This is a genomic window from Pseudomonas sp. GD03903 (assembly GCF_029840045.1).
Lineage (GTDB): Bacteria > Pseudomonadota > Gammaproteobacteria > Pseudomonadales > Pseudomonadaceae > Pseudomonas > Pseudomonas pseudonitroreducens.
This window is the reverse complement of record NZ_JAOCBT010000008.1, coordinates 105,871-132,383: the sequence shown is the minus strand read 5'-3', so window position 1 is coordinate 132,383 and position 26,513 is coordinate 105,871. Positions and strand designations below refer to the sequence as shown.

Below are 26,513 nucleotides of genomic sequence, written 5' to 3'. Positions count from 1 at the left end.
CCAACGCCGAAGCGAATCTATTCGAACAACGCGTCCAGCGCCTGCTCCAGGCGTGTTACCGCGATCACCTGCAGGCCGGGCGGTGACTCCTTCGGCGCATTGCCCTTGGGCACGATGGCGCGCTTGAAGCCGTGCTTGGCCGCTTCCTTCAGGCGCTCCTGACCGCTAGGCACCGGGCGGACCTCGCCAGACAGGCCGACCTCGCCGAATACCAGCAACTGGTGATCCAGCGGGCGGTTGCGCAGGCTGGACATCACCGCCACCATCAACGCCAGGTCCGACGCTGTTTCCAGAACCTTCACACCGCCAACTACGTTGAGGAAAACGTCCTGGTCGTAGGTCGGGATGCCACCATGGCGGTGCAGCACTGCCAGCAGCATGGCCAGGCGATTCTGGTCCAGGCCCAGCGTCACCCGGCGCGGGTTGGCCAGGTGGCTGGTGTCGACCAGCGCCTGCACTTCCACCAGCATCGGCCGCGAGCCTTCCCAGGTTGCCATGACTACGCTACCCGGCACGGACTCCTGGGCACGGGTGAGAAAGATCGCCGACGGGTTGGAAACTTCCTTCAGCCCGCGGTCGGTCATGGCGAACACGCCCAGTTCGTTCACCGCACCAAAGCGGTTCTTCACCGCCCGCAACAGGCGCAGGCGGCCGTCGGATTCACCTTCGAAATACAGCACGGTGTCGACCATGTGTTCCAGCACCCGCGGGCCAGCCAGCGAGCCCTCCTTGGTGACGTGACCGACCAGGAAGATCGCGGTGCCGCTCTGCTTGGCAAAGCGCACCAGCAGTGCCGCACTCTCGCGCACCTGGGCGACACCGCCGGGCGCGGATTGCAGCTGTTCGGTGAAGATGGTCTGGATCGAGTCGATCACCATCACCTTGGGCTGCTCCTGGCGCGCCGTGGCAATGATGGTCTCGATGCAGGTCTCGGTCATGACCTTGAGCTTGTCTTCGGGCAGGCCCAGACGGCGGGCGCGCATGGCGACCTGCTGCTGGGATTCCTCGCCGGTGACATAGAGTGCCGGCAGGCGCGTGGCGATGTTGCAGAGGGTTTGCAGAAGGATGGTCGACTTGCCGATACCGGGGTCGCCGCCGATCAGCACCACCGAGCCGTCGACCAGGCCGCCGCCCAGGGCGCGATCCAGTTCCGCCGATGCGGTGGAGAAACGCGGCATCTCCTCGACGCTGACTTCGGCGAGGGTCTTGATGTTGGCCTGCTGGCCGGCCCAACCGCCACGGCCGGAAGAACTGCTGCCCGAGCCGCCGGTGGGCGTGGTATCGATGACGGCCTCGACCAGGGTGTTCCAGGCGCCGCAGTCAGGGCATTGCCCGGCCCATTTCGGGTAGGTGGCGCCGCACTCGGTGCAGCCGTACATGCGCTTGGCCTTGGCCATGAGGGACTTCCGTCGAATACAAAGCCCGCATCATAGCCAATTGGGCCAAGCGCTTCAGCCCGCCAGGCGGCGGTACTGGCTCTCCATGTCGTGCTTGAGGCTCTCGCGGCGCATCAGCAGCGAAGCGAGGGTGCAATCAGGGCGTTCGATGCCCTCCTCCACACGTCCGATGCGCTGGTCGAGCAATTCGTACTGCAATTTCATGCGCACCAGGCGCTCCTGGGCGCGCAGGGCTTCGACGTTACGCTTTGAGGGCTTGGTGACGGACTTGCCAGAGGACGAAATGGATGTACGCATGGCGGTGGCACCGGTTGGAAAAGGATGACAGGAGCCTACGCCTCGCTCCGTCCAACACCCTTGACTCTGGTCAAGCTCAACCGGATCGCTTGAGCAGGTCGGCAATCTCGTCCTTCAGCGTCACGCGTTGCAGTTTGAGGGAGTTGAGGGCGAGGTCGTCCATCGCCTCGCGGCCGTCTTCGATGTCATAGATCTTCTTGTCCAGCTCTTCGTAGCTGGCGGCCATGCGGGTGAAATTGGCGTCTTTCCCGTGCAACCGGGTCATCAGTGCCTTCTGCTCGGGAAATTCGCGGGACAGGGGATGATGCTCGAGCGGCATGGCGGGCCTCCTTCTGTGGATGCGTGGGCGTGGATAGGTTGCCCGGTAAGCCTAGACCAGGTTGTGAACCCGCCCACCGCCGCCGGTCATGCGGCATGAATTGGACCGCGCCGGGGTGTTCAGACGGCGACAGGCCGCTAAACTGCGCCTGTCCCCCTCTATTGCGTAACAAGGAGTCTGTGCATGAGTCTGCTTAGCGAGTTCAAGGCCTTCGCCGTCAAGGGCAACGTGGTCGACATGGCCGTCGGTATCATCATCGGCGCCGCATTCGGCAAGATCGTCTCTTCCTTCGTCGGCGACGTGATCATGCCGCCTATCGGCCTGCTGATTGGCGGCGTGGACTTCTCGGACCTGGCGATCACCCTGAAGGCCGCCGAAGGCGACGTGCCTGCCGTGGTGCTGGCCTACGGCAAGTTCATCCAGACCTGCCTGGACTTCATCATCGTCGCCTTCGCCATCTTCATGGGCGTGAAGGCCATCAACCGACTCAAGCGCGAAGAAGCCGTGGAGCCCAGCGTTCCCCCGGTACCGACACCGGAAGAGACGCTGCTCACCGAAATCCGCGACCTGCTCAAGCAGCAGAACAACCGCGCGCCCTGAGCAGATCGCTGATCCGGCGGGGCGCCGCCCCTTCCGGCGTCAGCCCGGCGGAGTCAGCAGCACACGGCCGATGCGTCGCTCGCTGACTTCCGTTACCTCCAGGCGCCAGCCGCCCAGCTCCAGCGTGTCGCCCTTGGCCGGCAAGCGGCCAAGGTGCTTGAGCGCCAGCCCGCCGAGGGTCTGGTATTCCGCCGTCGGGCGGGCGTGGAAGCCGACTCGTTCGGCGAGCGCCGACAGGGTCACGGCACCATCCACCCGGTAGGCGCCCGCCTCCGCCTCGATGTCCGTACCGGACACCTCGCTGGCATCGGGCAGCTCACCGGCGATGGCCTCCAGCACGTCGGTCATGCTGAGCATGCCCTCGAAGCCACCGAACTCGTTGACCACGAAGGCCAGGTGGGTCGAGGCCTCGCGCATCTGTTCCAGCGCGCCCAGCACGGTGCTGCTGTCCGGCAGGCTCAGCGGCTCGCGCAACAGCGGCAGGACGTCCAGCTCACGGCCCTGCAGCAGCGCCGAGAACAACTCCTTCTTGTGCACGTAGCCCAGCGGCTCGTCGATGTTGCCTTCGCGAATCACCAGCAGGCGCGAGTACGGCGACTCCAGCAGCGCGCGGCGGATGTCCTCCGGGCTGTCGGCCACATCCACACGGTGTACGCGCTGGCGGTCGATCATCACGGCTTTCACCGGACGCTCGGCCAGGCCCAGCACGCCGCTGATCATCACCCGCTCGCGGCGGTCGAACGGAGCGTCACCGCCATCGTCGGGCCCCACCAGGTCGGCGATTTCCTCGCCCACCTCGTCGGCCTGCACCTTGCCACCCATCAGGCGCAGCACGGCGTGGGCCGTGCGCTGGCGCAGTCCGCGCTGGCCGCGCAGGCTCTTCTGGCGCTTCCAGCGCACCAGTTGGTTGGCCATCTCGATCAGCAGGCTGAAACCGATGGCGGCATACAGGTAGCCTTTCGGGATATGGAAGCCCAGGCCTTCGGCGGTCAGGCTGAAACCGATCATCAGCAGGAAGCCCAGGCAGAGCATGATCACCGTCGGGTGCTCGTTGACGAAACGCGTCAGCGGCTTGCTGGCAACCATCATCAGGCCGATGGAGAAGATGACCGCGATCATCATCACTTCCAGCTGGTCGACCATGCCCACGGCGGTAATCACCGCGTCGAGGGAGAACACCGCGTCCAGCACCACGATCTGCGCCACCACCGGCCAGAAGGCGGCATACACGCGCTTGCCGTTGGAGGTGTGCACACGGCCTTCCAGGCGCTCATGCAGCTCCAGGGTCGCCTTGAACAGCAGAAACAGGCCACCGAACAGCATGATCAGGTCGCGGCCGGAGAAGCTCTTGCCGAATACCTCGATGAGCGGCTCGGTGAGCGTGACCAGCCAGGAAATGCTCGCCAGCAGGCCCAGGCGCATCAGCAGCGCCAGCGACAGGCCGATCAGCCGCGCGCGGTCGCGCAGGTGCGGCGGCAGCTTGTCCGCGAGGATCGCGATGAAGACCAGGTTATCGATGCCGAGTACCAGCTCGAGCAGGATCAGGGTGAGCAGGCCAAGCCAGGCCGTGGGATCCATCAGCCATTCCATGCCGACTCACCTCGCTGGGTGCGCGCCATGGCAGGCCGGGAAGCGGCATCCGCGAACGCGGGTGCCGGGGGAGGTTCGCCGATCACGGGCTCTACGGGGGTAGGCACCGGGGTCGGCTTCGTACTTTGACTGTCCATCGAGGTCCGAAAAAGAGGAAACGGACGCCTATCCTAAGGGCAAAGGCGACTCGCCCTCAGCGGACAATCTTTTCAAAATCTATCGAGCGGTACTTACCAATAGTTTTCCACGGCGATCTGGCCGGGCTTGCGCGTCAGCGCCAGGCTCATGCCGCGGGCCTTCAGCACGGCGCGGGTGTCTTCGATCATCTGCGGGTTGCCGCAGAGCATCACCCGCGAATGTTCCGGGGTGAGTTCCAGACCGGCGGCGCGCTCCAGCTCGCCGTTCTCGATCAGTGTGGTGATCCGCGCATTCAGGCAGCCGGGCACCTGCTCGCGGGTGACCACCGGGATGAACTGCAGCTTGTGGATATGTTCGGCCAGGTGTTCCATCGCGCCGAAGCTGGCAATCAGGTCGCGGTAGGCCAGCTCCTTTTCCTCGCGGGCGCTGTACACCAGCTTGATGGTCTCGAAGCGTTCCCACACTTCGAAGTCCTGCAGGATCGACAGGAACGGCGCCAGGCCCGTGCCGGTCGCCAGCAACCACAGGTCACGGCCATCGGGGAAACGGTCGAGGGTGAGGAAGCCGAACGCCTGGCGATCCACCAGCAACTGGTCGCCGACGCGCAGGCGGCTGAGCTCGCTGGTGAACTCCCCGCCAGGTACGACGATGGAGAAGAACTCGAGGAACTCGTCGTGGGGCGCAGAGACCATCGAGTAGGCACGCCAGACGATACTACCGCTGGGCTTGTATACGCCCAGGCGGGCGAACTGCCCGGCGCGGAAGCGGTAGCCACTGTCACGGGTGGTGCGCAGGGTGAACAGGCTCGGGGTGAGCGTCTGCACTTCCAGCAGGGTCTGGCGGGTGAACTTCTCTTCGCTGGCGGTCATCGTCCGCTCCTTGGCAGGGAACGGCCCATTTTCCCGTATTCAGGGCAATAGAAACACCCGCAAGGCTTGTGGCTATCCCGCAAGATCGCCACAAACCTGCGCTGGATCAGCAGATCAATGCTTGCGGTTCACCACCTGGGCGGCGCGCAGCACATCGGTGCCGATCTCGCCTTCGAACTGCTTCCACAACGGCTGCATGGCGGTGCGCCAGGCGTCGCGCTCGGCCGGGCTCAAGGTGATGATGCGCGCCTTGCCGTTGGCCACCACGTGCTCGCGTTCCTTCTGGTTCAGCGCTTCGGCGTCCTTGTTCACCTCGACGGTGACTTCTTCGATGATGCTTTCCAGTTGGGTGCGCACCGGGTACGGCATGCTGTTCCAGAACTTCTGGTTGCTGATCACCATGTAGCTGAGTACACCGTGGTTGGTCTCGGTGATGAACGGCTGCGCGCTGTCGAGTTTCTGGCTGCCGATGTTCGACCAGGTGTTCTCGGTGCCCTGCACCTTGCCGTCCTGCAGCGCCTTGAGGGTCTCGGCGAAGGGCATCTTCACTGCCGTGGCGTCGAGCAGGCCGAATTGCGCGGTGATCACCGAAGACGGCTGGATGCGGAAGGCCAGGCCCTTGGCATCGACCGGCGCGCGCAGCTCGCGGTTGGCGGAAAGCTGCTTCATGCCGTTGTTCCAATAGCCCAGGCCATAGATGCCCGAGCGCGCCATGGAGTGCAGCAGCTCACGACTCTTGTCGCGTTTCTGGAAGCGCTTCACCGCCTCCAGGTCATCGAACAGGAACGGCAGGTCGAAGACTTCGAGCTGCTTGGTGTAGCCCTCGAACTTCGACAACGACGGCGCCAGCATCTGCACCTTGCCGTCCTGCAGCGCCTGTAGCTCGTCGGCATCGCCGAACAGCGTGGAGTTGGGGAATACCTCGACCTTCACCTGGCCGCCCAGGCGCTCTTCCACCAGTTTCTTGAACAGCAGCGCGCCGCGGCCCTTGGGTGTGTCGTCGGCAACGACATGGGAGAACTTGATCACGATGGGCGCATCGGCGAAGGCCGCTTGAGCCACGAGGAAAAGGGCGGACAGGGCCACCCCGAGCAACGACTTGTACATCGACATCCTTATGCAATGGCAATAGCCCGGCGCGCGAACGAACGTCGCGTGTCGAGGATTCGTGAAGACTTGGAGTGGTGGCCGTCGGTCGGCGGAGGCGTGCTCCGGGATCGGGCCCTACCGGGTCGCCTGGAGCGCCCGGTTATTATTGGGAGGCCGCCGCGCAGCGATGGAAAGACGACAGCGGGCGGATAGGTCATAATTTTTCGGTATAACGCCGCCCTGCACAAGCAGATGATGGCCAACTGCTTCTCAGTTTGATGACAATCTCGTTGCAATCAGCCTCGTCTCATTGCGACTTCCAGCTTCATCTGTTCCCAGACCTTCTTCGTTCGAGAGTCCCATGCCCGTCCTCGCCAGCCCCTTCGCCCAGCTCGACCTGGTCCGCCACCCCGAACAGCGCGAAGACCCGCTGCAGGCCTTCGATGCGGCCGACGAGTACCTGCTCGCGCACCTGCACGAGCAAGGCGTTGGCGCAGGCAGCCGGGTACTGCTGCTCAACGACAGCTTCGGCGCCCTTGCCGCCAGCCTCGCGCCCCACGTGCAACTGACCAGCAGCAGTGATTCGCACCTGGGTTTCATCGCCCTGCAGCGCAACCTGGAACGCAACGGCCTGACCGGCGCGCCGCTGAGTTTCGTGCCCTCCAGCGAAACGCCGCAGGGCCCGTTCGACCACGTGCTGGTGCGCGTGCCGAAGACCCTGGCGCTGCTGGAAGAACAGCTGATCCGCCTGCACGGCCAGCTCGCTCCAGGCGCCAAGGTGGTCGCTGCCGGGATGATCAAGCACCTGCCGCGCGCCGCCGGTGACCTGCTGGAGAAGTACATCGGGCCGATGCAGGCCTCGCTGGCGGTGAAGAAGGCCCGCCTGCTGGTGGCCACCGCCGAGCAGCGCCCTGCCCCCACTTCGCCCTACCCCACGCGCTATCGCCTGGACAAACCGGTGCTGACGCTGATCAACCACGCCAACGTGTTCTGCCGCGACGGCCTGGACATCGGCACTCGCGCCTTCCTCCCGCACCTGCCGCAGATCCACCACGCCGTGCGCGCCGCCGACCTGGGCTGTGGCAACGGCGTGCTGGGCATCGCCTTCGCCCTGCTGAATCCGCAGGCCGAGCTGACGCTGGTGGATGAGTCGTACATGGCGGTGCAGTCCGCCCAGGAGAACTGGCAGGCCGCCCTCGGCGACCGGCCTGTGGATATCCATCCCGACGACGGCCTCGCCAGCCAGGCCACCGACTCCCTGGACCTGGTCCTGTGCAACCCGCCGTTCCACCAGCAGCAGGTAGTCGGCGACTTCCTCGCCTGGCGCATGTTCCAGCAGGCGCGCGCGGCGCTGGTTACGGGCGGCGAGTTGTGGATCGTCGGCAACCGTCACCTGGGCTACCACGCCAAGCTCAAGCGGCTGTTCCGCGGCGTCGAGCAAGTGGCGGCAAATCCGAAATTCGTGGTGCTGAAAGCGACCAAATAAGCTGGCGGGATTGCTCCGGCCCGCGCGCCGGAGCAGCATGGATCGCCCTCGCCAGGATGCATGCCATGACCGCACAAGAACCCTCCCCTTCCCAGCCGGAGCTGATCCGCACCGCAGATGGCGTCAACCTGGCGCTGCGCCTCGTGGGCCCTGCCGATGGCGTGCCCATCGTGCTGACTCACGGCACCTTCTCCAACCACCGCAGTTGCCTGGGCCTGGCCAACTACCTCGCCGGGCAAGGGTTCGCCTGCTGGCTGTTCGAATGGCGCGGACATGGCGACAGTGAGCGCAATGGGTTTATCCACAGTTTCGATGATGTGGCCGAGCAGGACGTACCGGCGATTCTCGACGCGGTGAGCCTGCGCAGCGGGCAAACGGCGCTGCACTGGATCGGCCATTCCGGTGGCGGGCTGATCGTCACCATGTGGGCGGCGCGCAACCCCGAACTGGCGCAGCGGCGGCTGCGCTCGACGGTGCTGATCGGTTCCCAGGCCACGGCGGCCGGGGCCAGTCTTTCTCATCGGCTCGCCGTGCTCGGCTACGACTGGCTGCTGCGCTGGCGGCGCGTCGCGCCGAGCCGGGCGAAGAGCGTCGGGCCGGAGGCGGAGAGCGCACGGCTGATGCGCCAGTGGTGCCAGTGGAACCTGCGGCGACGTTTCGATTCGCTGGCGGGCTTCGACTATCTGGCTGGACTGGCGAACGTCGATTTACCGGTGCTGGGCGTGGCGGGCAGCGGCGATACCTTCATCGCGCCGGTTGCCGGATGCGAAGCGCTGGTGAAAGCGTTCGGCGGCAACGACGCGAGGCTGGAGCTGTTCGGACTGGCGACCGGCGCGCGGGAGGACTACAGCCATAACCGCCTGCTGCTGTCGCGCAATGCCAGCCAGGAAATCTGGCCACGAATTGCTGATTGGCTGAAGCGGCACTGAAGCCGCGAGATTCGGTGCCGCCGGGGTTCGCGAGCAAGCTCGCTCCTACACGGAGCACGCCCTTGCGTACCTGTAGCGCAGTAGGGCGCATAACCTGGAACAGGTTATCCGCCGGCATCTGCTCGGCGGATAACGCTGCTGCGTTATTCGCCCTACGACACGGGGTGCCGCCGGGGTTCGCGAGCAAGCTCGCTCCTACACAGAGCGCGCCCCTACATACCTGTAGCGCAGTAGGGCGCATAACCTGGAACAGGTTATCCGCCGGCATCCGCTCGGCGGATAACGCTGGCGCGATATTCGCCCTACGACACGGGGTGCCGCCGGGGTTCGCGAGCAAGCTCGCTCCTACACAGAGCGTGCCCTTGCATACCTGTAGCGCAGTAGGGCGCATAACCTGGAACAGGTTATCCGCCGGCATCGGCTCGGCGGATAACGCTGCTGCGTTATTCGCCCTACGACACGGGGTGCCGCCGGGGTTCGCGAGCAAGCTCGCTCCTGCGAAGAGCACCACGGCGCCAACCTGTAGGAACGAGGGGACGCCCAGTCCTTGCTCGCGAACCTGTCAGGAACGCAGGGCGTCAGGGGTATCGACGTCGCGCAGCACGCCTGCGTCGGCAACGTTCAGGGTGAGGCAGTGATCGCGATGCGCCTGAACCAAGGCTCGGGCGCCTTCGTCGCCAGTGAGTTGGGTTAACGCCGGCCAGAACTCGCGGCCGAACAACACGGGATGGCCGCGCTGGCCATCGTGAAGCGGGAAGAGAATGGTCGAGGGGCTGGCCGCTTCCGTTAATGCACGCAAGGTTTGCGGGGCGATCCACGGCATGTCGCCCAGCAGGATGGCGACCGCCTCTGCCTGAGAGTCGTTCAGCGACGCTGCGCCGGCCGCCAGGCTGTGCCCCATACCGAGCGCCGCATCCAGGCTGTGGATAACCCGGCAGCCGGCGGGCAGGTCGAAATCCTCGGCCCGCTCGCCGTCACGCAGCACCACCCGGACTTCATCGAACACCGCCAACGCGCATTCGACGCTATGCGCCAGCAGGCTGCGCCCATCAGGAAGAGCCGCGCGGCGCTTGTCCGCGCCAAAACGCGAGCCCTGGCCGGCGGCCAGGACCAGCGCGACAACCGTCACAGCGCCTCGCGGGCGACACCGCTGCGCGTGCGCAGGATGTCGGCGAGCACCGCCAGGGCGATTTCCGCCGGGGTCTTGCTGCCCAGGTTGAGACCGATGGGCGCATGCACCCGCGCCAGCTCCGTCTCGTTCAGGCCGCCGACCCGGTGCAGGCGTTCGCGGCGCTTGTCGGAGGTGGTGCGCGAGCCCATGACACCGATGTAGAAGGCCTCGGTGCGCACGGCTTCGAGCATCGCCAGGTCATCGATCTTCGGGTCGTGGGTCAGCGCGACCACGGCGGTGTCCGCGTGGCAACCGCCGTTGGCAATGAACACCGAGGGCAACTCGCGGCGGATTTCGATGCCCTCGAGGACGACGCCATCCAGCGCTTCTTCGCGTGGGTCGCAGAGGATCACCTCGAAGCCAAGGCCCTTGCCGAACTCCGCGCAGAAATGCGCCACGCTGGAATAGCCGGCCAACAGCAGACGCTGAGCCGCGCCGACGCGCAGGCGCACGCTGGCTTCGTCACGTTCCACGCGCGGGCCATGCTCGTGGTCATCGCTCAGGCGGCGGCGGCCGTCGCGCAGGTTCACTTCACGCAGCAGGCGACGCTGGCCGAGCAGCGCCGACTCCAGCTCACGCAAGTGCGCCTGCACGTCGCAATCGGGCGCGAGGTTTTCCACCAGCACGTCGAGGATGCCACCGCAGGGCAGGCGGATATTGCTGCGGGTATCGGTGCCGTCGCCGTAGCGCACGACGACTACCGGCTCACTGAACTCGCCTTCGGCGACGCGTTCGAGGAAGTCATCCTCGACGCAGCCGCCGGACAGCGAACCCACCCACTGGCCGCTGGCGTTGACCGCCAGCAGCGAGCCCGGCGCACGGGGCGCCGAGCCGTAGGTGAAGAGCACGCTGCACAGCCATACACGCTGCCCGGCATTGGACCACTGGAGTGCCTGCCGGACTACTTGCAGATCGAGATGCTGCACGACTCACTCCGCTTTGAGTTGAGCGACCTGTTGTACGCCCATGTCACCCGGCAGGCCACCCCAGGCCTGGCGCAGGTAGTTGATGAGGTCGGTGAGCTGCTCGTCATTGAGCTTGTCGGCGAAGCCCGGCATCGGCTGCATGCGCTCGAAGCCGGTGAACTGCTGCTCGCGGATACCTTCGACGATGACCTTGGCCAGGTTGCGCGAATCGGCCAGGCGCAGGGTGGTGTTGCCCTGCATGGCCACGGCGATGTGCGGCTTGCCCTCGCCATCGTTGCCGTGGCAGCCGGCGCAGACGTTGAGGTACTGCTGGCGGCCACGCTTGGCGCTGTCGCTGAGCTGCTCCTCGGCCACCGCCTTGACTACCTTGGCCTGCGGCGGCTGTTCGCCGAGCAGGTAGGTGGACATCGCGGCTAGGTCCTCGTCACCCAGGTGCTGGGTGCTCAGGTGCATCACCGGGAACATCTCGTTGAACATGCTGCCCTGCGGGCTCATGCCGTGCTTGAGGAAGCCGGTCAGGTCGGCGCTGGTCCAGCCGCGCTCGGCCAGGTCCTGGGCCAGCAGGCTCGGCGCGCTGTAACCGTTGAGCAGGCCGCCGGTCAGGCGCTTGTCCTGCTCCAGGGCGCCGATCTGGTTGCGCGGGGTGTGGCACTCGCCGCAGTGGCCGAGCACTTCCACCAGGTACTGGCCGCGCTTGTACGGCTCGCTCTTGCCCTCGGTGTTTTCCAGCTGGAGGCTCTTGCCGTAGAGCATGTTCCAGCCGCTCAGGCCCAGGCGCACGTTGAACGGGAAGCTCAGGCTGGTTTGCGGCGCGGCGCGATGCACCGGCGTCTGGCTCATCAGGTACGCGTAGAGGGCATCGCTGTCCTCGCGCTTGATGAGGTGGTACGAGGTGTAGGGCATGGCCGGATAGAGATTGGCGCCGTCCTTGCGCTTGCCCTCGGTAAGGGCGGCGAAGAACTCGTCGGCGCTGTAGTTGCCGATGCCGAAGTCCTTGTCCGGGGTGATGTTGCTGCCGTAGATGGTGCCGAACGGCGAGTGGATCGGCAGGCCGCCGGCAAACGGCGCGCCGCCCTCGGCGGTGTGGCAGGCCATGCAGTCGGCGGCGCGGGAGACGTACTCGCCGCGCTTGATCAGCTCCTGGTCAGCGGCTTGTGCACTGATCGCCAGGCCGAGGCCGACAGCCAGCGCGAGGCCGGAAAGAATGCGCTGCATGCTCAACCCTCCTTGACCAGGCCGAGATCGGTCAGCACTTCGCGGGTGGCGTCGTAGTAACGCACGTACCCGGTGCAGCGACAGATGTGGTGGCCGAGGCTGGCCTCGATGGTCGATTCCAGTTCGCTCTTCTTCAGCGGCTGGCGCTGGGCCTTCTCCACCAGCACGGTGGCGGCGTTGACGAAGCCAGGCGCACAGTAGCTGCACTGGAAGGCGAAACGGTCGACGAACTTCTGCTGGATCGGGTTCAGCTCCTTCACCGAACCGTCTGCCTCACGCTTGGCGTGGCCCTCGATGGTGCGCACCTTCTTGCCTTCGAAGTAGTGCGCGCCGGTGATGCAGGTGCGGACTTCCTCGCTGGTGCCGTCGGGGTTGTCGACGATCACCACGCAGGCATGGCAGATGCCCTGGCCGCAGCCCAGGCGCGAACCGGTGAGGTTCTGGTATTCGTGCAGGTAGTCGATCATCGGCAGGTCCTCGGGAACCTCGACCGGACCGACGGTTTGACCATTCAGGGTCAGGTTGAGCGGACGGTTAGCCATTGAGGGCCTCCTTGATGCGAGCGGGAGTGATGGGCAGGTCGCGGACGCGTTTGCCGATGGCGTGGGCCACGGCGTTGCTGATGGCGCCAACCACCGGGATCATCACCACCTCGGCGATGCCCTTGGACGGGTCGCTGGGCGACAGCGGCGGAAGGATTTCCGAACTCTGCTGCCAGACGGCCACGTCTTTCGCCTTCGGGAGACGGTAGCGGTTGAAGTTCCAGTCGCCCTCGCCCGGCCCCCCCTCATACAGCGGCATATCTTCCAGCAGTGCATGGCCGATGCCCATGGCAGTGCCGCCTTCGATCTGGCCTTTCACCAGTTCCGGAACCAGTACACGTCCGCACTCGATCCAGCTGTGGTGGTTGAGCACGCTGACTTCGCCGTTGCCCTTGTTCACCTTCAGCTCGACGATGGTCGCCACCGGGCTGTAGTAGGTCACGGCCGCATTGTTCAGCTGCACCGGCGGATAGGCCACGTTCTGCCGATCCAGCAGGTGGAAACCGGCGCTGTTCATCTGCGCCTTCTTCACGCCCGGCGCGCCGTCACCGTATTTCACGGCCAGGGCGTCCAGCGGCAGGCGATCGCGCACGCCATCGATGACGTAGTCGCACTCCGCCCAGCTCCAGCGGTTGAAGCCGTGGACGGTGGCACCGGTAACCAGGCCCTTCTCGTGGGCGACCTGCGCCAGCTCGGCGAAGGACAGCGGTTGCAGGCCGTTGGCGGTGAGCTGGCCGTCGACCCAGTGAGCATCCTCGCGGCGCACCACCAGCGGGTTGGCGGCGCCGTTGAACGGGCCACGACGCCAGATTTCCAGGGCCGCCGGCCACAGGCCGTGGTTGAACAGCACGCGCGCCGCTTCACGGGTGGCGTGGCTGAAGTAGTAGGCCGAGTTGGTCGCCGACGACGCCGAGGCGTACTTGCCGACCCAGCGCGGGTTGCGCAGCTTCTCGTCCTGGGTCGGCTGGCTCATGGTGTAGGGGTCTTCACCACTGATCAGCTGCAGTTCCGGCCACTCGGTTTCGGCGGTCTTCATCTCGTCCGCCGGCTTGCCGAGGAAGTCGGCCACCACCAGCGCCTGGGAAGTGGACATGCCAGTGCCGATCTCGATGCCGATGTGGCGCATGTGCACCTTGCCGGTGGCATCGAACTCGATGCTCGCCATCGGCGCTTCGGAGCCAGTGCCGAAGTCCTTCTGGCAGATGGCGAAGCCGACGCCGTACCAGTGGTCCGGGTCCTTGGCGTCCATCTCCTTCTTGCGTGCATCGCGGGTCTTCCACCACTCGTGGGCGGCGGCCTTGTCGAGGATTTCGTGCAGGCGCAGCGCACCGGCAGGGATAGCGCCCTGGGTGTTCTTCATGCCCGACTTCAGCGCGTTGACGCGGCGCAGTTCGATGGCATCGACGCCCAGGCGACCGGCGATCTCGTCCACCATCATCTCGGTGGCAGCCATGCTCTGCAGGGTGCCGTAGCCACGCATGGACCCGGCCTCGACGGCGCGGGAATGGTAGGCGGTCACCTGCAGGTCATTCTGCGGCATGTAGTAGATCGACTGCGCAGCAGTGGCGCCCACGGCGGCCACGGACGGGCTGTAGTTGATGCGGCCGCCGCCGTCCACGCTCATCTCGGTGCGGAAGATCTTGAAGGTCATGTCCTTCTTGTCCACCGCGAGCTGGTAGCGGATGTCGAACGGGTGGCGCTTGATGCCGCTCTGGAACTGCTCGTAGCGGTCGTTGGCCAGGCGCACCGGGACACCGTTGCCGTACAGCGCAGCCAGGGCCGCGTAGTAGACGAAGATGTTGTGATCCTTGGAGCCATAACCCACGGTGTAGCCGGGGTGCATGTTCAGCTTGGCCAGGCCGAAGCGCGACGGGGCGATCATGTGCGCCGTCTCGTAGGCCGCTTCGAACGGGCACTGGGTGGCGACCACGAAGTGCAGGGTCTTGCTCGCCGGGTCGTACCAGCCGTTGCCGTTGTCCGGCTCCAGGGCGGCCGGCTCGATGGACGGGGTCTTGTAGCGTTCGTCGAAGACCAGCCAGTTCTCCGGCGGGTTTTCGATCTGGTCCTTGATCTTCTGCGCGTAGAACAGGCCCTGCTCGGTGAGGTCACCGTGCTGGTTGGGCTGCTGGTTCCACACCGGTTTGCGCTCGCGGATCATCGGGAAGAGGATCGAGTCCTTGAGGCTGGAGAACTCGTCCGGATCGGCCGAAGTCGCCCCGCCGACGCGTACGTAGCGGAAGCTGCCGTAGGGGTCGCCCTGGTACAGCGGCGCCTGCGCGCCGTAGCGGATCGCCTTGTCGTTGAACTTCATCTTCAGCTTGGCCTGGCGGAAGCGCTCGAAGTCGTTCCAGATCAGGATCGCCACCGGGTGGCCGATGAACATCGGCACCTTGCCGCGCGGCAGCAGTGGGTCCGGGGCGTGGGCTTCGGGGAAGACGATGCCGTCCTTGTCCAGGTCCTCGGCGGTGACGACGCGGTCCGGCTGCAACTCGGCACCCAGCCAGGCGAGGTCGATGCCGTCGAAGATGCGATCGGCCTTGATGGTCTTGAGCAGCATGGCGTGGCCCTGCTGCTGCGGCCAGCCGGGCATGTCCTTGGCGCGGATGTCGCGGGCGAACACCTTGTTGCCGCAGACTTTGGACAGCGCATCGTTACGGAAACGCGCCTTGCCGTCGTGGCCCATCCACTGCTGGGGGGAGACGGTGACGGAGTTTTCCATCAGGGCAGCGAAGGCCCGGCTGCCGAGCGGCGCCATGGTCACGCTGACACCGGCAATCAGCCCGCCTTGCAGGAAGGCGCGCCGGGAAATATCACGGTTGGACATGGTTCATCCTCTGGACGGTGAAGACCCGCCCATGTGGTTTTTTTCGGTGCTGGAGAGAGTTCGGAGGCCGCGGAATCGCGGGCGTCTCGGGGATGGCGCCGGAGGAGAGATCCTGCAGGAAAACCTGACTCTTCTGTCAACTTTAACGCACCTCAGGGGCACGAGGCAAAGTCAATCGGGCAACTTGTCGCGCCGCTGAAAATTTTAGTCGACGGTTCGCGACTATTCGCCAATTGTGGAAATCGTCGACGACAAGCGGAAAAGTGTTACGCCGTGCTACGCTGCACAACCCTTGCTTAGCCTCCTAACGACCTCCCAGAAAAGCCTCCAAGATGACCGCCGAAGCCACGTCCCTGCTGCGTCACCGCCCCTTCCTCGCCTTCTGGCTGGCCCGCGTCTGCACCGCCAGCGCCTTCCAGATGATCACCGTGGCCATCGGCTGGCATATCTACGAACTGACCCACAACGTGCTCGACCTGGGCCTGGTCGGGCTGGTGGAGTTCACTCCGCGCGTGCTGTTCATGCTGCACACCGGCCACGTTGCCGACCGTTACGACCGCCGGCGCATCGCCTCGCTCTGCCAAGTCGGTCAGGGGCTGATCGCCGTGGCGCTGGTGGTGGGCGCCAGCACCGACAACGTGACCCGCGAGATGATCTTCGTGATGGCCTTCCTGCTCGGTACCGCGCGGGCCTTCGAGATGCCGACCACCCAGGCGCTGCTGCCGAATATCGTGCCCACGGCACTCTTCCCCCGTGCCGTCGCCGCGTCCGCCTCGGCCATGCAGGCGGCGACCATCGCCGCGCCGGCCTTCGGCGGCTTCCTCTATGCCTTCGGCGCGTTCTGGGTCTATACACCGACCGCAATCCTTTACTTCATCGCCTGCACCCTGGTGCTCACCCTGCCCTCGCGCCAGGCGCCAGCCACGCAGGGCAAGGCCACATTGGAATCGCTGCTGGCGGGCATCCGCTTCATCCGCAGCCGCCCGGACATCTTCGGCGCCATCTCCCTGGACCTGTTCGCCGTGCTGCTGGGCGGCGCCACCGCGCTGCTGCCGGTATTCGCCAAGGACATCCTGCTCACCGGCCCCTGGGGCCTGGGCCTGCTGCGCTCGGCGCCAGCGGTGGGCGCGCTGCTGATGTCGTTCTGGCTGGCGCGCTTCCCCATCGAGCGCAACGTCGGGCGGATCATGTTCACCGCCGTAGGGGTATTCGGCGTCACCACTATCGCCTTCGGCCTGTCGACCTCGTTCTGGTTCTCGCTGGCCGTGCTGGTGGTGCTGGGCGCAGCGGACATGATCAGCATGGTCATCCGTGGCGCTTTCGTGCAGTTGGAAACCCCGGACGAAATGCGCGGCCGGGTCAGCGCGGTGAACGGCCTGTTCATCGGCGCCTCGAACCAGCTGGGCGAGTTCGAGTCCGGCGTCACTGCACACTGGCTGGGTACCGTGCCGGCGGTGGTGCTTGGCGGAGTCGGCACGCTGGTCGTCACCGGCGCATGGATGAAGCTGTTCCCCACCCTGGCCAAGCGCGACAAGCTGCACTGAGTTTGCTGCTGCGCTACAGCGAACCTCAGCTGGTCGAGGACGGAGTCCGCTCCTGCAGTCACCGGATAGCACCGTCGTAGGATGGGTGGAGCTTGCGATACCCATCAACGTTTTCGCGCATTAATCGATGGGTATCGCTTCGCTCCACACCATCCTACGAGCTGGGCTCCCCTTCGCTTCCACGAGAAGTCCAGGTAAAAAAATCCCCCGCAGGAAGCACCGGCGAGGGATGTGGGAACGGGCGCCGCGGACAGCGCCCGGATGGGATCGATTGCGCGAGCTAGTGCGGCGTGCCCAGCCCCGCCGCGCTCATGAACAGGCGCATCAGCCAGGCCGCGACACCCAGGCCGGCGACGCTCAGCGCCCAGATCAGCACCAGCCAGCCCAGCCGCTTGCGCAGCGGCGCCTTCTCCTGCTCTTCATGGGTCATGCCGCGCACCTCTAGTGGTAGCCGTCGCCGTGCTTCACCTTGCCGCGGAACACGTAGTAGCTCCAGGCGGTGTAGACGAGGATGAAGGGGATGATGAACAACGCGCCCACCAGCATGAAGCCCAGACTCTGCGGTGGCGCCGCGGCATCCCAGATCGACATCGACGGCGGGATGATGTTCGGCCACAGGCTGATGCCCAGGCCGCTGTAGCCCAGGAAGATCAGCGCCAGGGTGAGCAGGAATGGCTTCACGTGGTCGTTGCGCGCCACCGAGCGCAGCAGGCTGTAGAAGGTCAGCAATACCAGCAGCGGCACCGGCAGGAACCAGAACAGGTTCGGCAGGCTGAACCAGCGCTGGGCGATCTCGGTGTGAGCCAGTGGAGTCCACAGGCTGACAATGCCGATCACCGCCAGCAGCACCAGCGCCAACGGCCGGGCCAGGTCATGCATGCGCTCCTGCAGCTTGCCTTCGGTCTTCATGATCAGCCAGGTGCAGCCCAGCAGGCTGTAGGCGACCACCAGGCCAAGGCCGCAGAACAGCGGGAAGGGTGCCAGCCAGTCCAGCGAGCCGCCGGCGAACTGGCGGTTCTCCACCGGGATGCCCTCGATGAAGGCCCCCAGCGCCACGCCCTGGAAGAAGGTCGCCACCAGCGAGCCGACAATGAACGACTTGTCCCAGATGTGTCGCTTCGCCGGCCGCGCCTTGAAGCGGAACTCGAAGGCCACGCCGCGGAAGATCAGCCCGACGAGCATCAGGATCAGCGGCAGGTACAGCGCCGAGAGCACCGCCGAGTAGGCCACCGGGAAGGCGCCGAACAGCGCCGCGCCCCCCAGCACCAGCCAGGTCTCGTTACCGTCCCAGACTGGCGCCACGGTATTCATCATGACGTCGCGGTCGCCTTCGTCCTTGAAGAAGGGGTAGAGCATGCCTATCCCCAGGTCGAAGCCGTCCATCACCACGTACATCATCACGCCGAAGATGATGATGATCGCCCAGATCAGCGGAAGATCGATTCCCATGGCTCAGTTCCTCCCCGCTTCGGTGGTGTCATCGTCATCAAGGCCCTCTTCGGTGGCCGACAGCGGTCGTGCCGCGGTGCGTTTCTGGCCGGCGCCGCCATGGCTGGTCTCGCGGCCTTCGTGGGTGACCGGGCCCTTGCGTACCAGGCGCATCATGTAGCCGATGCCGACGCCGAACAGGCTGAAGTACACCAGCACGAACATCACCAGGGTCAGGCTCATCTGCGTGACGCTGTGGTTGGATACCGCATCACTGGTGCGCATCAGCCCATAGACGACCCACGGCTGGCGGCCGATCTCGGTGGTGAACCAGCCGGCGAGAATCGCGATCAGGCCGGACGGCCCCATCCACAGCACCAGCTTGAGGAAGGCGCGACTCTCGAACAGCCGCTTGCGCCAGCGCAGCCAGGCGCTCCACAGGCCGACCAGGATCATCAGCATCCCCAGGCCGGCCATGATGCGGAACGACCAGAAGACGATGGTGGAATTGGGCCGGTCGGCTTTCGGGAAGTCCTTCAGCGCCGGGATCGGCTCGGTCAGGCTGTGATTCAGGATCAGGCTGCCGAGCACCGGGATTTCGATCTTGAAGCGGGTTTCCTCACGCTCCATGTCCGGCCAGCCGAACAGGATCAGCGGGGTCGGTTCGCCGCTGCTGTTGTCCCAGTGGCCTTCCATCGCGGCGATCTTCGCCGGCTGGTGCTTGAGCGTGTTGAGGCCGTGGGCGTCACCGACCATGGCCTGGATCGGCGCAACGATCAGCGCCATCCACATGGCCATCGAGAGCATCTTGCGGATGGCCGGGTTATCGCGGCCGCGCAGCAGGTGCCAGGCCGCCGACGCGCCGACGAAGAAGGCGGTGGCAACGAACGAGGCAATCGCCATATGCAGCAGGCGATAGGGGAAGGACGGGTTGAAGATGATTGCCAGCCAGTCCACCGGCACCACGATGCCATTGATGATCTCGTGGCCCTGCGGGGTCTGCATCCAGCTGTTGGAAGCGAGGATCCAGAAGGTGGAAATCAGTGTGCCGATCGCCACCATCACCGTGGCGAAGAAGTGCAGCCCCGGGCCGACGCGGTGCCAGCCGAAGAGCATGACGCCGAGGAAGCCGGCCTCGAGGAAGAACGCGGTGAGCACTTCATAAGTCAGCAGCGGGCCGGTGACGCTCCCGGCGAAGGCCGAGAAGGCGCTCCAGTTGGTGCCGAACTGGTAGGCCATGACGAGGCCGGAGACCACGCCCATGCCGAAGTTGACGGCGAAGATCTTCGACCAGAAGTGATAGAGGTCGCGGTAGACCTCCTCGTGGGTCTTCAGCCACAAGCCTTCGAGCACCGCCAGGTAGCTGGCGAGGCCAATGGTGATGGCAGGGAAGATGATGTGGAAGGACACGGTAAAGGCGAACTGGATCCGGGCCAGGTCGAGCGCCTCTAATCCGAACATGACGATTCCTCTTCAGGCTGACGCCACCCCCACGGAAGGGTCTGGCACCTTGCCTTGCGCATGCGCAGGGCGTTCTTGCGTGATGTCTTTGTTGCTGGGCGAATCTTTTTCGAGCCACCGATCTGCTGTCGGTTCGGGTTCTTTTCGCCGCTCATTCAGAATGGACCACCATCTGCATTGACGCCGCTCAAGAAAACGTCTCGATCTTACGCGCCCAGGTGGCATGGGTTGGAGTGGTGGGTTGCCGCGCGACGGGGTGTCGCGCGACAGGTTGTCTCAGTCTATCCGTATGAACAAAATCGAATATGAAAATGAAAAATTAATATTTTATTGGAATAAAAAGAGCAGGTAACTTTCGCTGCAACCGCTGCCGAGTGAGCCGCGGACAAAGACTCCACCGCCCGTACGAAGGCCCCATCCCGGCCGGCCCGGACGCCAGCGGTCATCTGCCCCACAAGGACATCGCAATGAAAAAGCTGCTGCTTCTGACCGCCCTCACCGCCGCCTTCAGCACCTCGGCCTTCGCCGATGAAAAGCTCATTGTTGCCGCCACGCCGGTCCCCCACGCCGAGATCCTCGAACTGATCAAGCCGACCCTGGCCAAGGAAGGCGTGGACCTGGAGATCAAGGTCTTCACCGACTACGTGCAGCCCAACGTGCAAGTGGCCGAGAAGCGCCTGGACGCCAACTACTTCCAGACCAAGCCGTACCTGGACAACTTCAACAAGGGCAAGGGCACCAACCTGGTCACCGTGACCGGCGTGCATGTCGAGCCCTTCGGCGGCTACTCGAAGAAGTACAAGTCCATCGACGAACTGCCGGACGGCGCCACCGTCGCCATCCCCAACGAAGGCAGCAACAGCGGCCGTGCCCTGCTCCTGCTGCAGAAAGCCGGTGTGATCAAGCTGAAAGACCCGAGCAACGCCCTGGCTACCCCCAAAGACATCGCCGAAAACCCCAAGCACCTGAAGTTCAAGGAGCTGGAATCGGCCCTGCTGCCGCGCGTGCTGGACCAGGTCGACCTGGACCTGATCAACACCAACTACGCGCTGGAAGCCAAGCTCAACCCGGTGAAGGACGCGCTGATCCTCGAAGATCGCAACTCGCCCTACGTGAACTACCTGGTAGCGCGCCCGGACAACAAGGACAGCGATGCGCTGAAGAAGCTGTCCGCCGCCCTGACCAGCCCGGAAGTCAAAGCCTTCATCGAGAAGAAGTACAACGGCGCCGTGGTGCCCGCCTTCTGATCCGCCGCCCGGCCGCGCGCCGGGCGCAACGTCTCCCACGCTGGGCGCGCCTTGGGCGCACCCGCTTCGACGCCGGTGGGCAGGTTCCACCGGCGTTTTTCTTTCCAGAGGATCTGCCATGAGCGACCCCGCCAAAGGCCCCTCCACTCGCGCCGTACACAGCGGCCAAGATGCCGACCGGCGCATGGTCACCCGCGCCAAGAGCCAGCCGATCTACCAGAGCTCGGTGTTCGTCTACGACTCCCTGGAGCAGGTCGACGACTTCCTCGCCGGCAACCCCGACAACTACATGTACACGCGCATCGGCAACCCGAACCACAGCGCAGTGGAAGAGCTGCTGCGCGACCTGGAGGGTGGCGAAGACGCGCTGTTCTCCGCCTCCGGCATGGCGGCCATTTCCGCTGCGCTGCTGGGCGTACTCGGCGCCGGTGATCACCTGATCGCCAGCCGCGAGCTGTACGGCACGACCCAGAGCCTGATCGAGAAAGAACTGGCACGCTTCGGCATCGCCGCCACCCTGCTCAACCTCAACGACCTGGCCGCCGTGGAAGCCGCGATCACCCCGACCACGCGATTGATCTACACCGAAACCGCCTCCAATCCGCTGGTGCGCGTGAGCAATGTTCCAGCACTGGCCGAGCTCGCTCACCGACACGGCCTGAAGCTGCTGGTGGACAACACCTTCCTCTCGCCGGTGCTCTACCAGCCGCTGCGCGACGGCGCCGACCTGGTGATCCACAGCACCACCAAGTACCTCAACGGCCACAGCGACGCCATGGGCGGCGCACTGGTCGGCGAAGCACAGTGGATTGCCGCTGCGCGGCGCTTCCAGATCAACGCCGGCGGCAGCGCCAGCCCGTTCGAGAGCTGGCTGAATTTCCGCGGTGCGAAAACCCTCGCCCTGCGCATGCGCGCGCATTCGCAGAACGCCCAGGCACTGGCCGAAGCCCTCGAAGCGCACCCCCAGGTGGAGCGCGTGTTCTACCCCGGCCTGCCCTCGCACCCGGACTTTGAGCTGGCGCAACGGCTGTTCCGCAAAGGTCATTCAGGCATGTTGAGCTTCACCCTGAAGGGTGGTCTCGATCAGGTCGACAGCCTCATCGGCGCGCTGCAGCTGGCCGCCTTCGCCCCGTCGCTGGCCGGTGTCGCCAGCAGCATCACCCACCCCGGCAAGACCTCGCACCGCGCGCTGTCCGCCGAGGCCCTGACCGCGCTGGACATCCACGACGGCACCATCCGAGTCTCGGTGGGCATCGAGGACAGCGAGGACATCGTCCACGACTTCCTGCAAGCGCTGGACGCGCTGTAAGAGCAGAAGGAGATTTCCCATGAATGCACCCCACGCGCCGCTACCGCTGCTGACCTTCCCCGACGCCGACAAGAGCCCGCTGAGCATTCGCGCCAAGGCGCTGGTGTTCTTCGACCCGCGCTCCCATGCAGTACGCGACGAAGTGGAACGCCTGGCGCCCTTGCCGCAGCCGGTGCTGATCCACGGCGAGACCGGCACCGGCAAGGAGCTGCTGGCCCGCCACATCCATCGCGCCAGCGAGCGCCCCGGCCTGTTCGTCGCCGTGAGTTGCAGCGCACTGAGCCGCAACTACGCCGACGCCGAGCTGTTCGGCTACGCACCGGGCGCGCACAACGGCCCGGTGGGCAGTCGGGCCGGCTGGTTCGGCTCGGCCAACGGCGGCACGCTGTACCTGGACGAGATCGCCGACCTGCCGCTGTCGCTGCAGCAGAAGCTGCTGCGCGTGCTGCAGGAGCGCGAGGTGTTGCGCGTCGGAGCGCGCGAGCCGGTACCGGTGGATGTGCGCCTGGTCGCGGCCACCAGCATCGATCTGGGGCAGGCGGTGAAGGCGGGGAAATTCCTCGAAGGGCTGCAGCAGTACCTGCACGACGGCAACCTCACGCTGCCGCCGCTGCGCGAGCGCATCGGCGATATCCAGCCGCTGGCCGAGTATTTCCTCGGCGTGCATGCGCAACGCCTGGAACTGCCGGTGCCGCAGATCGCCAACGATACCCAGCGCGCACTGGAAGGCTATTCGTGGCCGGGCAATATCCGCGAGCTGGAAAACGTCATCCACTTCGCCCTGCTGGTCAGCCCGGACGAGGAGATTCGCCCGGAGCACCTGAATTTCTCAGGGGGCGTGACGGGATCAGGCAGCGTGGTAGGAACGGGTGGTGAAACAGAGGTCAGCGAAGCGTCACTGGAGCAACTGCTGCGCCGGCCGGGTGCCGAGGCGCAGCTGCGCGCACTGCTGCAACGCCTGGATCGCGAGCGCGGCTGATACCGCGCTGTAGTCGCCAGCGCGACCCGCAGGGCCGCGCACCGGCGACAAGGCAGTCTTACTTGGTGGCGGTGTTGGAGTGAGCGACCACCGGAGTGCACGACGGATTGGTCAGCTTGGCCGGATCGGTCAGCAGGCCCGGCATCATGCGCGAGGTGCAGTTGAACACACGGCCTTTGGTGGTGGTGGCGACGTAGGAGAGTTCCTGGCCACCCAGGGCGTCCGGCTGACCGGCTTTGACATCGCTGACAACCAGCTCGTCAGAGGAAGCCAGACCAATCATCTGGGCGGTAGCGGCCTGCAGCGGAACGATGGCCTGGTTGGTGGTCATGGTCTGGCAGCCAGCCAGCGAAGCGAAGAGTGCAGTGGCAAGGGCGATACGTTTGAAGTCCATCTCGAGATGCTCCCTGTTGGTGGTTTTTTGTCCTGCCCGGGGAGACTAACGGAATCGGCAAGTCAATCGCCATAGCCGTTTCACATGTTTTTCACGGAAAACTGCACACTCGTTCAAGCTTTCAAGCTGAAACCCGCTCTATTACGGGAATTGTGCTATGCAAAATCCTGTTTCACGAAGCTGACAACCGTTTATCGTGCCAAACCCAGCAACGGCGCTGAACCGTTTCACCTTTGGCGACGAATGGTCGCAGTGAAAGGCCGTGTCGACTTGCAGGTCGGCAGGAGGGAATCCTGAGCAGGAAGTCAAAAACAGGACTATTAGCCGCATATACTAAAGAAAGCAGTCTCATCGACCATATCAATACCGCTCATCAAGACCATTCACTTCTTTTCGTCACAATCTTCAGGGAAAATGGCTATCAGGCGGTCGGGACCCATTTTCCCCGGCGCCATTGGAGACTATCGTGACCAGCTTCGCCGCTCTTGCTAACTTCTTCGCCGCCACCGCTTTCCTGACCGCGCCCGCGAAGGCCGACCCGGAACGCCGTGAGATCCGTGAGGCGAAAAAGAACCGCCGCAAGTAAGCAGTACCCGCTCCGCTCGGCCCTTTTGACAGGGCCGGCGGCGGGACCATCGGTCCCGCCGATTGGCTTTCCAGGGCCTTCCCGTGTTTTCATTGAATGCTTGTTCAAGGAAAAATCCGAGGGAACCCGCCCGTTTTGTCCGCAGCACAATCGCCCCCGTCCGTAACACCCTCACCCTCCATGCGCATGAACCCACCGGTCTTCTACGGTGCGGCGGCGCTGATCCTGCTCTTCGCCCTGATCGTCATCAGCCAGCCCCAACGGGCCGGTGAATGGCTGCTCGCCGCGCAATCCTGGGCCGCCGATAGCGTCGGCTGGTACTACCTGCTGGCGATGACGCTGTACCTGATCTTCGTGGTGGTCACCGCGCTTTCCGGCTACGGAAAGATCAAGCTCGGTGCCGACCACGACGAGCCGGAATTCAGCTACCTGTCCTGGGCCGGCATGCTGTTCGCCGCCGGCATCAGCATCACCCTGTTCTTCTTCTGCGTGTCCGAGCCACTGACCCACTTCGCCCAGCCGCCGCAAGGCCAGGCCGGCACCCCGGAAGCGGCGCGCCAGGCCATGCAGCTGCTGTTCCTGCACTGGGGCCTGCACGGCTGGGGCGTGTTCGCCCTGGTGGCGATGGCGCTGGCCTACTTCGCCTACCGCCACAACCTGCCGCTGGCGCTGCGCTCGGCGCTCTATCCGCTGATCGGCAAGCGCATCAACGGCCCCATCGGCTACACCGTGGACTGCTTCGGCATCATCGCCACGGTGTTCGGCCTGGGTGCGGACATGGGCTTCGGCGTGCTGCAACTCAACGCCGGGCTGGACTTCCTGTTCGGCATCGCCCACAGCCATCCGGTGCAGATGACGTTGATCGCACTGATGATGGGCGCGGCGATCCTGGTCGCCATCTCCGGTGTCGACAAGGGCATCCGCCTGCTGTCCGACATCAACATGCTGCTGGCCTGCGCCCTGCTGCTGTTCGTGCTGTTCGCCGGCCCCACCCAGTACCTGCTCAACACCCTGGTGCAGAACATCGGCGATTACCTCGGCAGCCTGCCGACCAAGAGTTTCGACCTCTATGCCTACGGCAAGGACGGCAGCGACTGGCTGGGTGGCTGGACGGTGTTCTACTGGGCCTGGTGGATCGCCTGGTCACCCTTCGTGGGGTTGTTCATCGCGCGTATTTCCCGTGGGCGGACGATCCGCGAATTCGTCTTCGGCGTGCTGTTCATCCCGCTGGGCTTTACCCTGGCGTGGATGTCGATCTTCGGCAACAGCGCCCTGGACCAGGTGCTCAACCATGGCTTCAGCGAACTGGGCCGCGTGGCCATCGCCGATCCGTCCATGGCGCTGTACCAGATGCTGCAGAACTACCCCGCCAGCCGCGCGGTGATCACGGTGACGGTGCTGGTCAGCTTCGTCTTCTTCGTCACCTCGGCGGACTCCGGCACCGTGGTGCTCTCCACCCTTTCCGCCCACGGCGGCAGCGCCGACGACGACGGCCCGAAGTGGCTGCGGGTGTTCTGGGGGGTGGCCACCGCACTGGTCACCGGCGGCCTGCTGTTCGCCGGCAGCATCGATGCGCTGAAGTCAGCGGTAGTGCTGACTTCGCTGCCCTTCTCGCTGATCCTGCTGCTGATGATGTGGGGGCTGCACAAGGCGTTCTATCTGGAATCCCAGCGCCAGCGCGCGCGCACCCATTCCCTCGCGCCACCACCATCGGCCAAGCCCGGCGGCTGGAAGCGCCGGATCTCCCAGGCCGTGCACTTCCCCACGCGCGATGAGGTTTACCGCTTCATGGTCGACGTGGTCAGCCCGGCGATAGCCGAGGTCTCCCAGGTGTTCCGCGAAAAGGGACTGCAGGTGGAGTCCGATCTCGACCTGGGCAACCTGGAACTGATCCTGGAAATCGGCCACGGCGAGCAGCACACGTTCCTCTACCAGGTCTCGATGCGCGGCTACTTCACCCCATCCTTCGCCCGCGCCGGCATGGGTGGCCTGCACCTGAAGAACCGCCGTTACTTCCGCGCCGAGGTGCACCTCTCCGAAGGCAGCCAGGACTATGACCTGATGGGCTACAGCAAGGAGCAGATCATCAACGACATGCTCGACCAGTACGAGCGGCACCTGCAGTTCCTGCATCTGGTGCGCTAGGTTCGGACTTGCGCATGCCCTTGCAGCA

The 26,513-nt window shown here is 65.0% G+C and carries 23 protein-coding genes; 8 read left to right on the top strand and 15 right to left on the bottom strand.

What is annotated here, in order from left to right:
- Positions 1-17 precede the first annotated feature (17 nt).
- The 3 genes from radA to N5C91_RS14895 all read right to left on the bottom strand — a co-directional run bounded on the left by radA (position 18) and on the right by N5C91_RS14895 (position 2,013).
- Entirely contained in the window at positions 18-1,397 is a 1,380-nt protein-coding gene (radA, locus tag N5C91_RS14905; protein ID WP_279830256.1) for a DNA repair protein RadA, read from the bottom strand.
- Positions 1,398-1,451: 54 nt separating this feature from the next.
- Positions 1,452-1,694, bottom strand: a complete 243-nt coding sequence (locus N5C91_RS14900) for a hypothetical protein (protein ID WP_236175635.1) — start codon at positions 1,692-1,694, stop codon at positions 1,452-1,454.
- 76 nt (positions 1,695-1,770) lie between these two features.
- Positions 1,771-2,013 carry a DUF465 domain-containing protein gene (locus N5C91_RS14895; protein WP_054906513.1) on the bottom strand — a complete coding sequence of 81 codons (243 nt, stop codon included), beginning with the start codon at positions 2,011-2,013 and terminating at the stop codon, positions 1,771-1,773.
- A 183-nt stretch (positions 2,014-2,196) separates the two neighbouring features.
- Between N5C91_RS14895 and mscL the strand changes: the two genes are divergently transcribed.
- Positions 2,197-2,613, top strand: a complete 417-nt coding sequence (mscL, locus tag N5C91_RS14890; RefSeq protein ID WP_024764778.1) for a large-conductance mechanosensitive channel protein MscL — start codon at positions 2,197-2,199, stop codon at positions 2,611-2,613.
- A gap of 39 nt (positions 2,614-2,652) precedes the next feature.
- Here mscL and N5C91_RS14885 read toward each other — a convergent pair whose 3' ends face one another.
- The 3 genes from N5C91_RS14885 to N5C91_RS14875 form a co-directional block, all read right to left on the bottom strand.
- Positions 2,653-4,203 carry a TerC family protein gene (locus tag N5C91_RS14885; RefSeq protein WP_279830255.1) on the bottom strand — a complete coding sequence of 517 codons (1,551 nt, stop codon included), beginning with the start codon at positions 4,201-4,203 and terminating at the stop codon, positions 2,653-2,655.
- A 230-nt stretch (positions 4,204-4,433) separates the two neighbouring features.
- Positions 4,434-5,210, bottom strand: coding sequence for a ferredoxin--NADP reductase (locus tag N5C91_RS14880; protein WP_236175633.1), 777 nt, complete (start codon positions 5,208-5,210; stop codon positions 4,434-4,436).
- Positions 5,211-5,324: 114 nt separating this feature from the next.
- Positions 5,325-6,317, bottom strand: a complete 993-nt coding sequence (locus tag N5C91_RS14875; RefSeq protein ID WP_279830254.1) for a TRAP transporter substrate-binding protein — start codon at positions 6,315-6,317, stop codon at positions 5,325-5,327.
- A gap of 343 nt (positions 6,318-6,660) precedes the next feature.
- Between N5C91_RS14875 and N5C91_RS14870 the strand changes: the two genes are divergently transcribed.
- Positions 6,661-7,785, top strand: coding sequence for a class I SAM-dependent methyltransferase (locus N5C91_RS14870; RefSeq protein WP_279830253.1), 1,125 nt, complete (start codon positions 6,661-6,663; stop codon positions 7,783-7,785).
- 65 nt (positions 7,786-7,850) lie between these two features.
- Positions 7,851-8,714: an alpha/beta fold hydrolase gene (locus tag N5C91_RS14865; protein WP_279830252.1), complete on the top strand. Its 864-nt coding sequence runs from the start codon at positions 7,851-7,853 to the stop codon at positions 8,712-8,714.
- A gap of 562 nt (positions 8,715-9,276) precedes the next feature.
- On the opposite strand, the gene N5C91_RS14860 is transcribed toward N5C91_RS14865, so the two are convergent.
- From N5C91_RS14860 to N5C91_RS14840, 5 genes are read right to left on the bottom strand one after another with little or no spacing between them, the layout of a single operon-like run.
- On the bottom strand, positions 9,277-9,843 hold the full coding sequence (locus tag N5C91_RS14860) for a nucleotidyltransferase family protein (RefSeq protein WP_236198927.1): 567 nt from the start codon (positions 9,841-9,843) through the stop codon (positions 9,277-9,279).
- The gene (locus N5C91_RS14855; RefSeq protein ID WP_236198928.1) at positions 9,840-10,811 is read right to left on the bottom strand and encodes an XdhC family protein; all 972 of its coding nucleotides are present in this window, start codon (positions 10,809-10,811) and stop codon (positions 9,840-9,842) included. The genes N5C91_RS14860 and N5C91_RS14855 overlap by 4 nt, the downstream gene beginning before the upstream one ends.
- Before the next feature lie 3 nt (positions 10,812-10,814).
- Entirely contained in the window at positions 10,815-12,026 is a 1,212-nt protein-coding gene (locus N5C91_RS14850) for a cytochrome c (protein ID WP_236198929.1), read from the bottom strand.
- A gap of 2 nt (positions 12,027-12,028) precedes the next feature.
- On the bottom strand, positions 12,029-12,568 hold the full coding sequence (locus tag N5C91_RS14845) for a (2Fe-2S)-binding protein (protein ID WP_017520662.1): 540 nt from the start codon (positions 12,566-12,568) through the stop codon (positions 12,029-12,031).
- A complete protein-coding gene (locus N5C91_RS14840) occupies positions 12,561-15,392 on the bottom strand; it encodes a xanthine dehydrogenase family protein molybdopterin-binding subunit (RefSeq protein ID WP_236198930.1) in 2,832 nt (943 codons plus the stop codon). The genes N5C91_RS14845 and N5C91_RS14840 overlap by 8 nt, the downstream gene beginning before the upstream one ends.
- A 332-nt stretch (positions 15,393-15,724) precedes the next feature.
- Here N5C91_RS14840 and N5C91_RS14835 point away from each other — a divergent pair, with 332 nt between their 5' ends.
- Positions 15,725-16,936: an MFS transporter gene (locus N5C91_RS14835; protein ID WP_236171426.1), complete on the top strand. Its 1,212-nt coding sequence runs from the start codon at positions 15,725-15,727 to the stop codon at positions 16,934-16,936.
- Between the two features lie 280 nt (positions 16,937-17,216).
- On the opposite strand, the gene N5C91_RS14830 is transcribed toward N5C91_RS14835, so the two are convergent.
- From N5C91_RS14830 to N5C91_RS14820, 3 genes are read right to left on the bottom strand one after another with little or no spacing between them, the layout of a single operon-like run.
- On the bottom strand, positions 17,217-17,366 hold the full coding sequence (locus tag N5C91_RS14830; protein ID WP_037007166.1) for a DUF2474 domain-containing protein: 150 nt from the start codon (positions 17,364-17,366) through the stop codon (positions 17,217-17,219).
- Between the two features lie 11 nt (positions 17,367-17,377).
- Entirely contained in the window at positions 17,378-18,385 is a 1,008-nt protein-coding gene (cydB, locus tag N5C91_RS14825; RefSeq protein WP_236198932.1) for a cytochrome d ubiquinol oxidase subunit II, read from the bottom strand.
- Positions 18,386-18,388: 3 nt separating this feature from the next.
- Positions 18,389-19,825 (bottom strand): cytochrome ubiquinol oxidase subunit I, encoded by a 1,437-nt coding sequence (locus tag N5C91_RS14820; RefSeq protein ID WP_279830251.1) that lies wholly within the window; start codon positions 19,823-19,825, stop codon positions 18,389-18,391.
- Positions 19,826-20,292: 467 nt separating this feature from the next.
- On the opposite strand from N5C91_RS14820, the gene N5C91_RS14815 reads away from it, so the two are divergent.
- The 3 genes from N5C91_RS14815 (at position 20,293) to N5C91_RS14805 (ending at position 23,360) form a co-directional block, all read left to right on the top strand.
- Positions 20,293-21,072: a MetQ/NlpA family ABC transporter substrate-binding protein gene (locus tag N5C91_RS14815; RefSeq protein WP_279830250.1), complete on the top strand. Its 780-nt coding sequence runs from the start codon at positions 20,293-20,295 to the stop codon at positions 21,070-21,072.
- Between the two features lie 118 nt (positions 21,073-21,190).
- Positions 21,191-22,381, top strand: coding sequence for a PLP-dependent aspartate aminotransferase family protein (locus tag N5C91_RS14810; RefSeq protein ID WP_279830249.1), 1,191 nt, complete (start codon positions 21,191-21,193; stop codon positions 22,379-22,381).
- Between the two features lie 19 nt (positions 22,382-22,400).
- Entirely contained in the window at positions 22,401-23,360 is a 960-nt protein-coding gene (locus N5C91_RS14805; RefSeq protein ID WP_279830248.1) for a sigma-54-dependent transcriptional regulator, read from the top strand.
- A 58-nt stretch (positions 23,361-23,418) separates the two neighbouring features.
- Here N5C91_RS14805 and N5C91_RS14800 read toward each other — a convergent pair whose 3' ends face one another.
- Entirely contained in the window at positions 23,419-23,754 is a 336-nt protein-coding gene (locus N5C91_RS14800) for a hypothetical protein (RefSeq protein ID WP_024764762.1), read from the bottom strand.
- A gap of 772 nt (positions 23,755-24,526) precedes the next feature.
- Between N5C91_RS14800 and betT the strand changes: the two genes are divergently transcribed.
- A complete protein-coding gene (betT, locus tag N5C91_RS14795) occupies positions 24,527-26,485 on the top strand; it encodes a choline BCCT transporter BetT (RefSeq protein ID WP_279830247.1) in 1,959 nt (652 codons plus the stop codon).
- Positions 26,486-26,513: the final 28 nt, after the last annotated feature.

Coding starts and splice junctions, on each gene's coding strand:
- N5C91_RS14865 (WP_279830252.1), top strand. CDS start 7,851: ATGACCGCACAAGAACCCTCCCCTTCCCAGCCGGAGCTGATCCGCACC.
- N5C91_RS14875 (WP_279830254.1), bottom strand. CDS start 6,317: ATGTACAAGTCGTTGCTCGGGGTGGCCCTGTCCGCCCTTTTCCTCGTG.
- N5C91_RS14810 (WP_279830249.1), top strand. CDS start 21,191: ATGAGCGACCCCGCCAAAGGCCCCTCCACTCGCGCCGTACACAGCGGC.
- N5C91_RS14800 (WP_024764762.1), bottom strand. CDS start 23,754: ATGGACTTCAAACGTATCGCCCTTGCCACTGCACTCTTCGCTTCGCTG.
- N5C91_RS14840 (WP_236198930.1), bottom strand. CDS start 15,392: ATGTCCAACCGTGATATTTCCCGGCGCGCCTTCCTGCAAGGCGGGCTG.
- mscL (WP_024764778.1), top strand. CDS start 2,197: ATGAGTCTGCTTAGCGAGTTCAAGGCCTTCGCCGTCAAGGGCAACGTG.
- betT (WP_279830247.1), top strand. CDS start 24,527: ATGAACCCACCGGTCTTCTACGGTGCGGCGGCGCTGATCCTGCTCTTC.
- N5C91_RS14805 (WP_279830248.1), top strand. CDS start 22,401: ATGAATGCACCCCACGCGCCGCTACCGCTGCTGACCTTCCCCGACGCC.
- cydB (WP_236198932.1), bottom strand. CDS start 18,385: ATGGGAATCGATCTTCCGCTGATCTGGGCGATCATCATCATCTTCGGC.
- N5C91_RS14830 (WP_037007166.1), bottom strand. CDS start 17,366: ATGACCCATGAAGAGCAGGAGAAGGCGCCGCTGCGCAAGCGGCTGGGC.
- N5C91_RS14820 (WP_279830251.1), bottom strand. CDS start 19,825: ATGTTCGGATTAGAGGCGCTCGACCTGGCCCGGATCCAGTTCGCCTTT.
- N5C91_RS14900 (WP_236175635.1), bottom strand. CDS start 1,694: ATGCGTACATCCATTTCGTCCTCTGGCAAGTCCGTCACCAAGCCCTCA.
- N5C91_RS14815 (WP_279830250.1), top strand. CDS start 20,293: ATGAAAAAGCTGCTGCTTCTGACCGCCCTCACCGCCGCCTTCAGCACC.
- N5C91_RS14880 (WP_236175633.1), bottom strand. CDS start 5,210: ATGACCGCCAGCGAAGAGAAGTTCACCCGCCAGACCCTGCTGGAAGTG.
- N5C91_RS14835 (WP_236171426.1), top strand. CDS start 15,725: ATGACCGCCGAAGCCACGTCCCTGCTGCGTCACCGCCCCTTCCTCGCC.
- N5C91_RS14870 (WP_279830253.1), top strand. CDS start 6,661: ATGCCCGTCCTCGCCAGCCCCTTCGCCCAGCTCGACCTGGTCCGCCAC.
- N5C91_RS14885 (WP_279830255.1), bottom strand. CDS start 4,203: ATGGAATGGCTGATGGATCCCACGGCCTGGCTTGGCCTGCTCACCCTG.
- radA (WP_279830256.1), bottom strand. CDS start 1,397: ATGGCCAAGGCCAAGCGCATGTACGGCTGCACCGAGTGCGGCGCCACC.
- N5C91_RS14895 (WP_054906513.1), bottom strand. CDS start 2,013: ATGCCGCTCGAGCATCATCCCCTGTCCCGCGAATTTCCCGAGCAGAAG.
- N5C91_RS14845 (WP_017520662.1), bottom strand. CDS start 12,568: ATGGCTAACCGTCCGCTCAACCTGACCCTGAATGGTCAAACCGTCGGT.
- N5C91_RS14850 (WP_236198929.1), bottom strand. CDS start 12,026: ATGCAGCGCATTCTTTCCGGCCTCGCGCTGGCTGTCGGCCTCGGCCTG.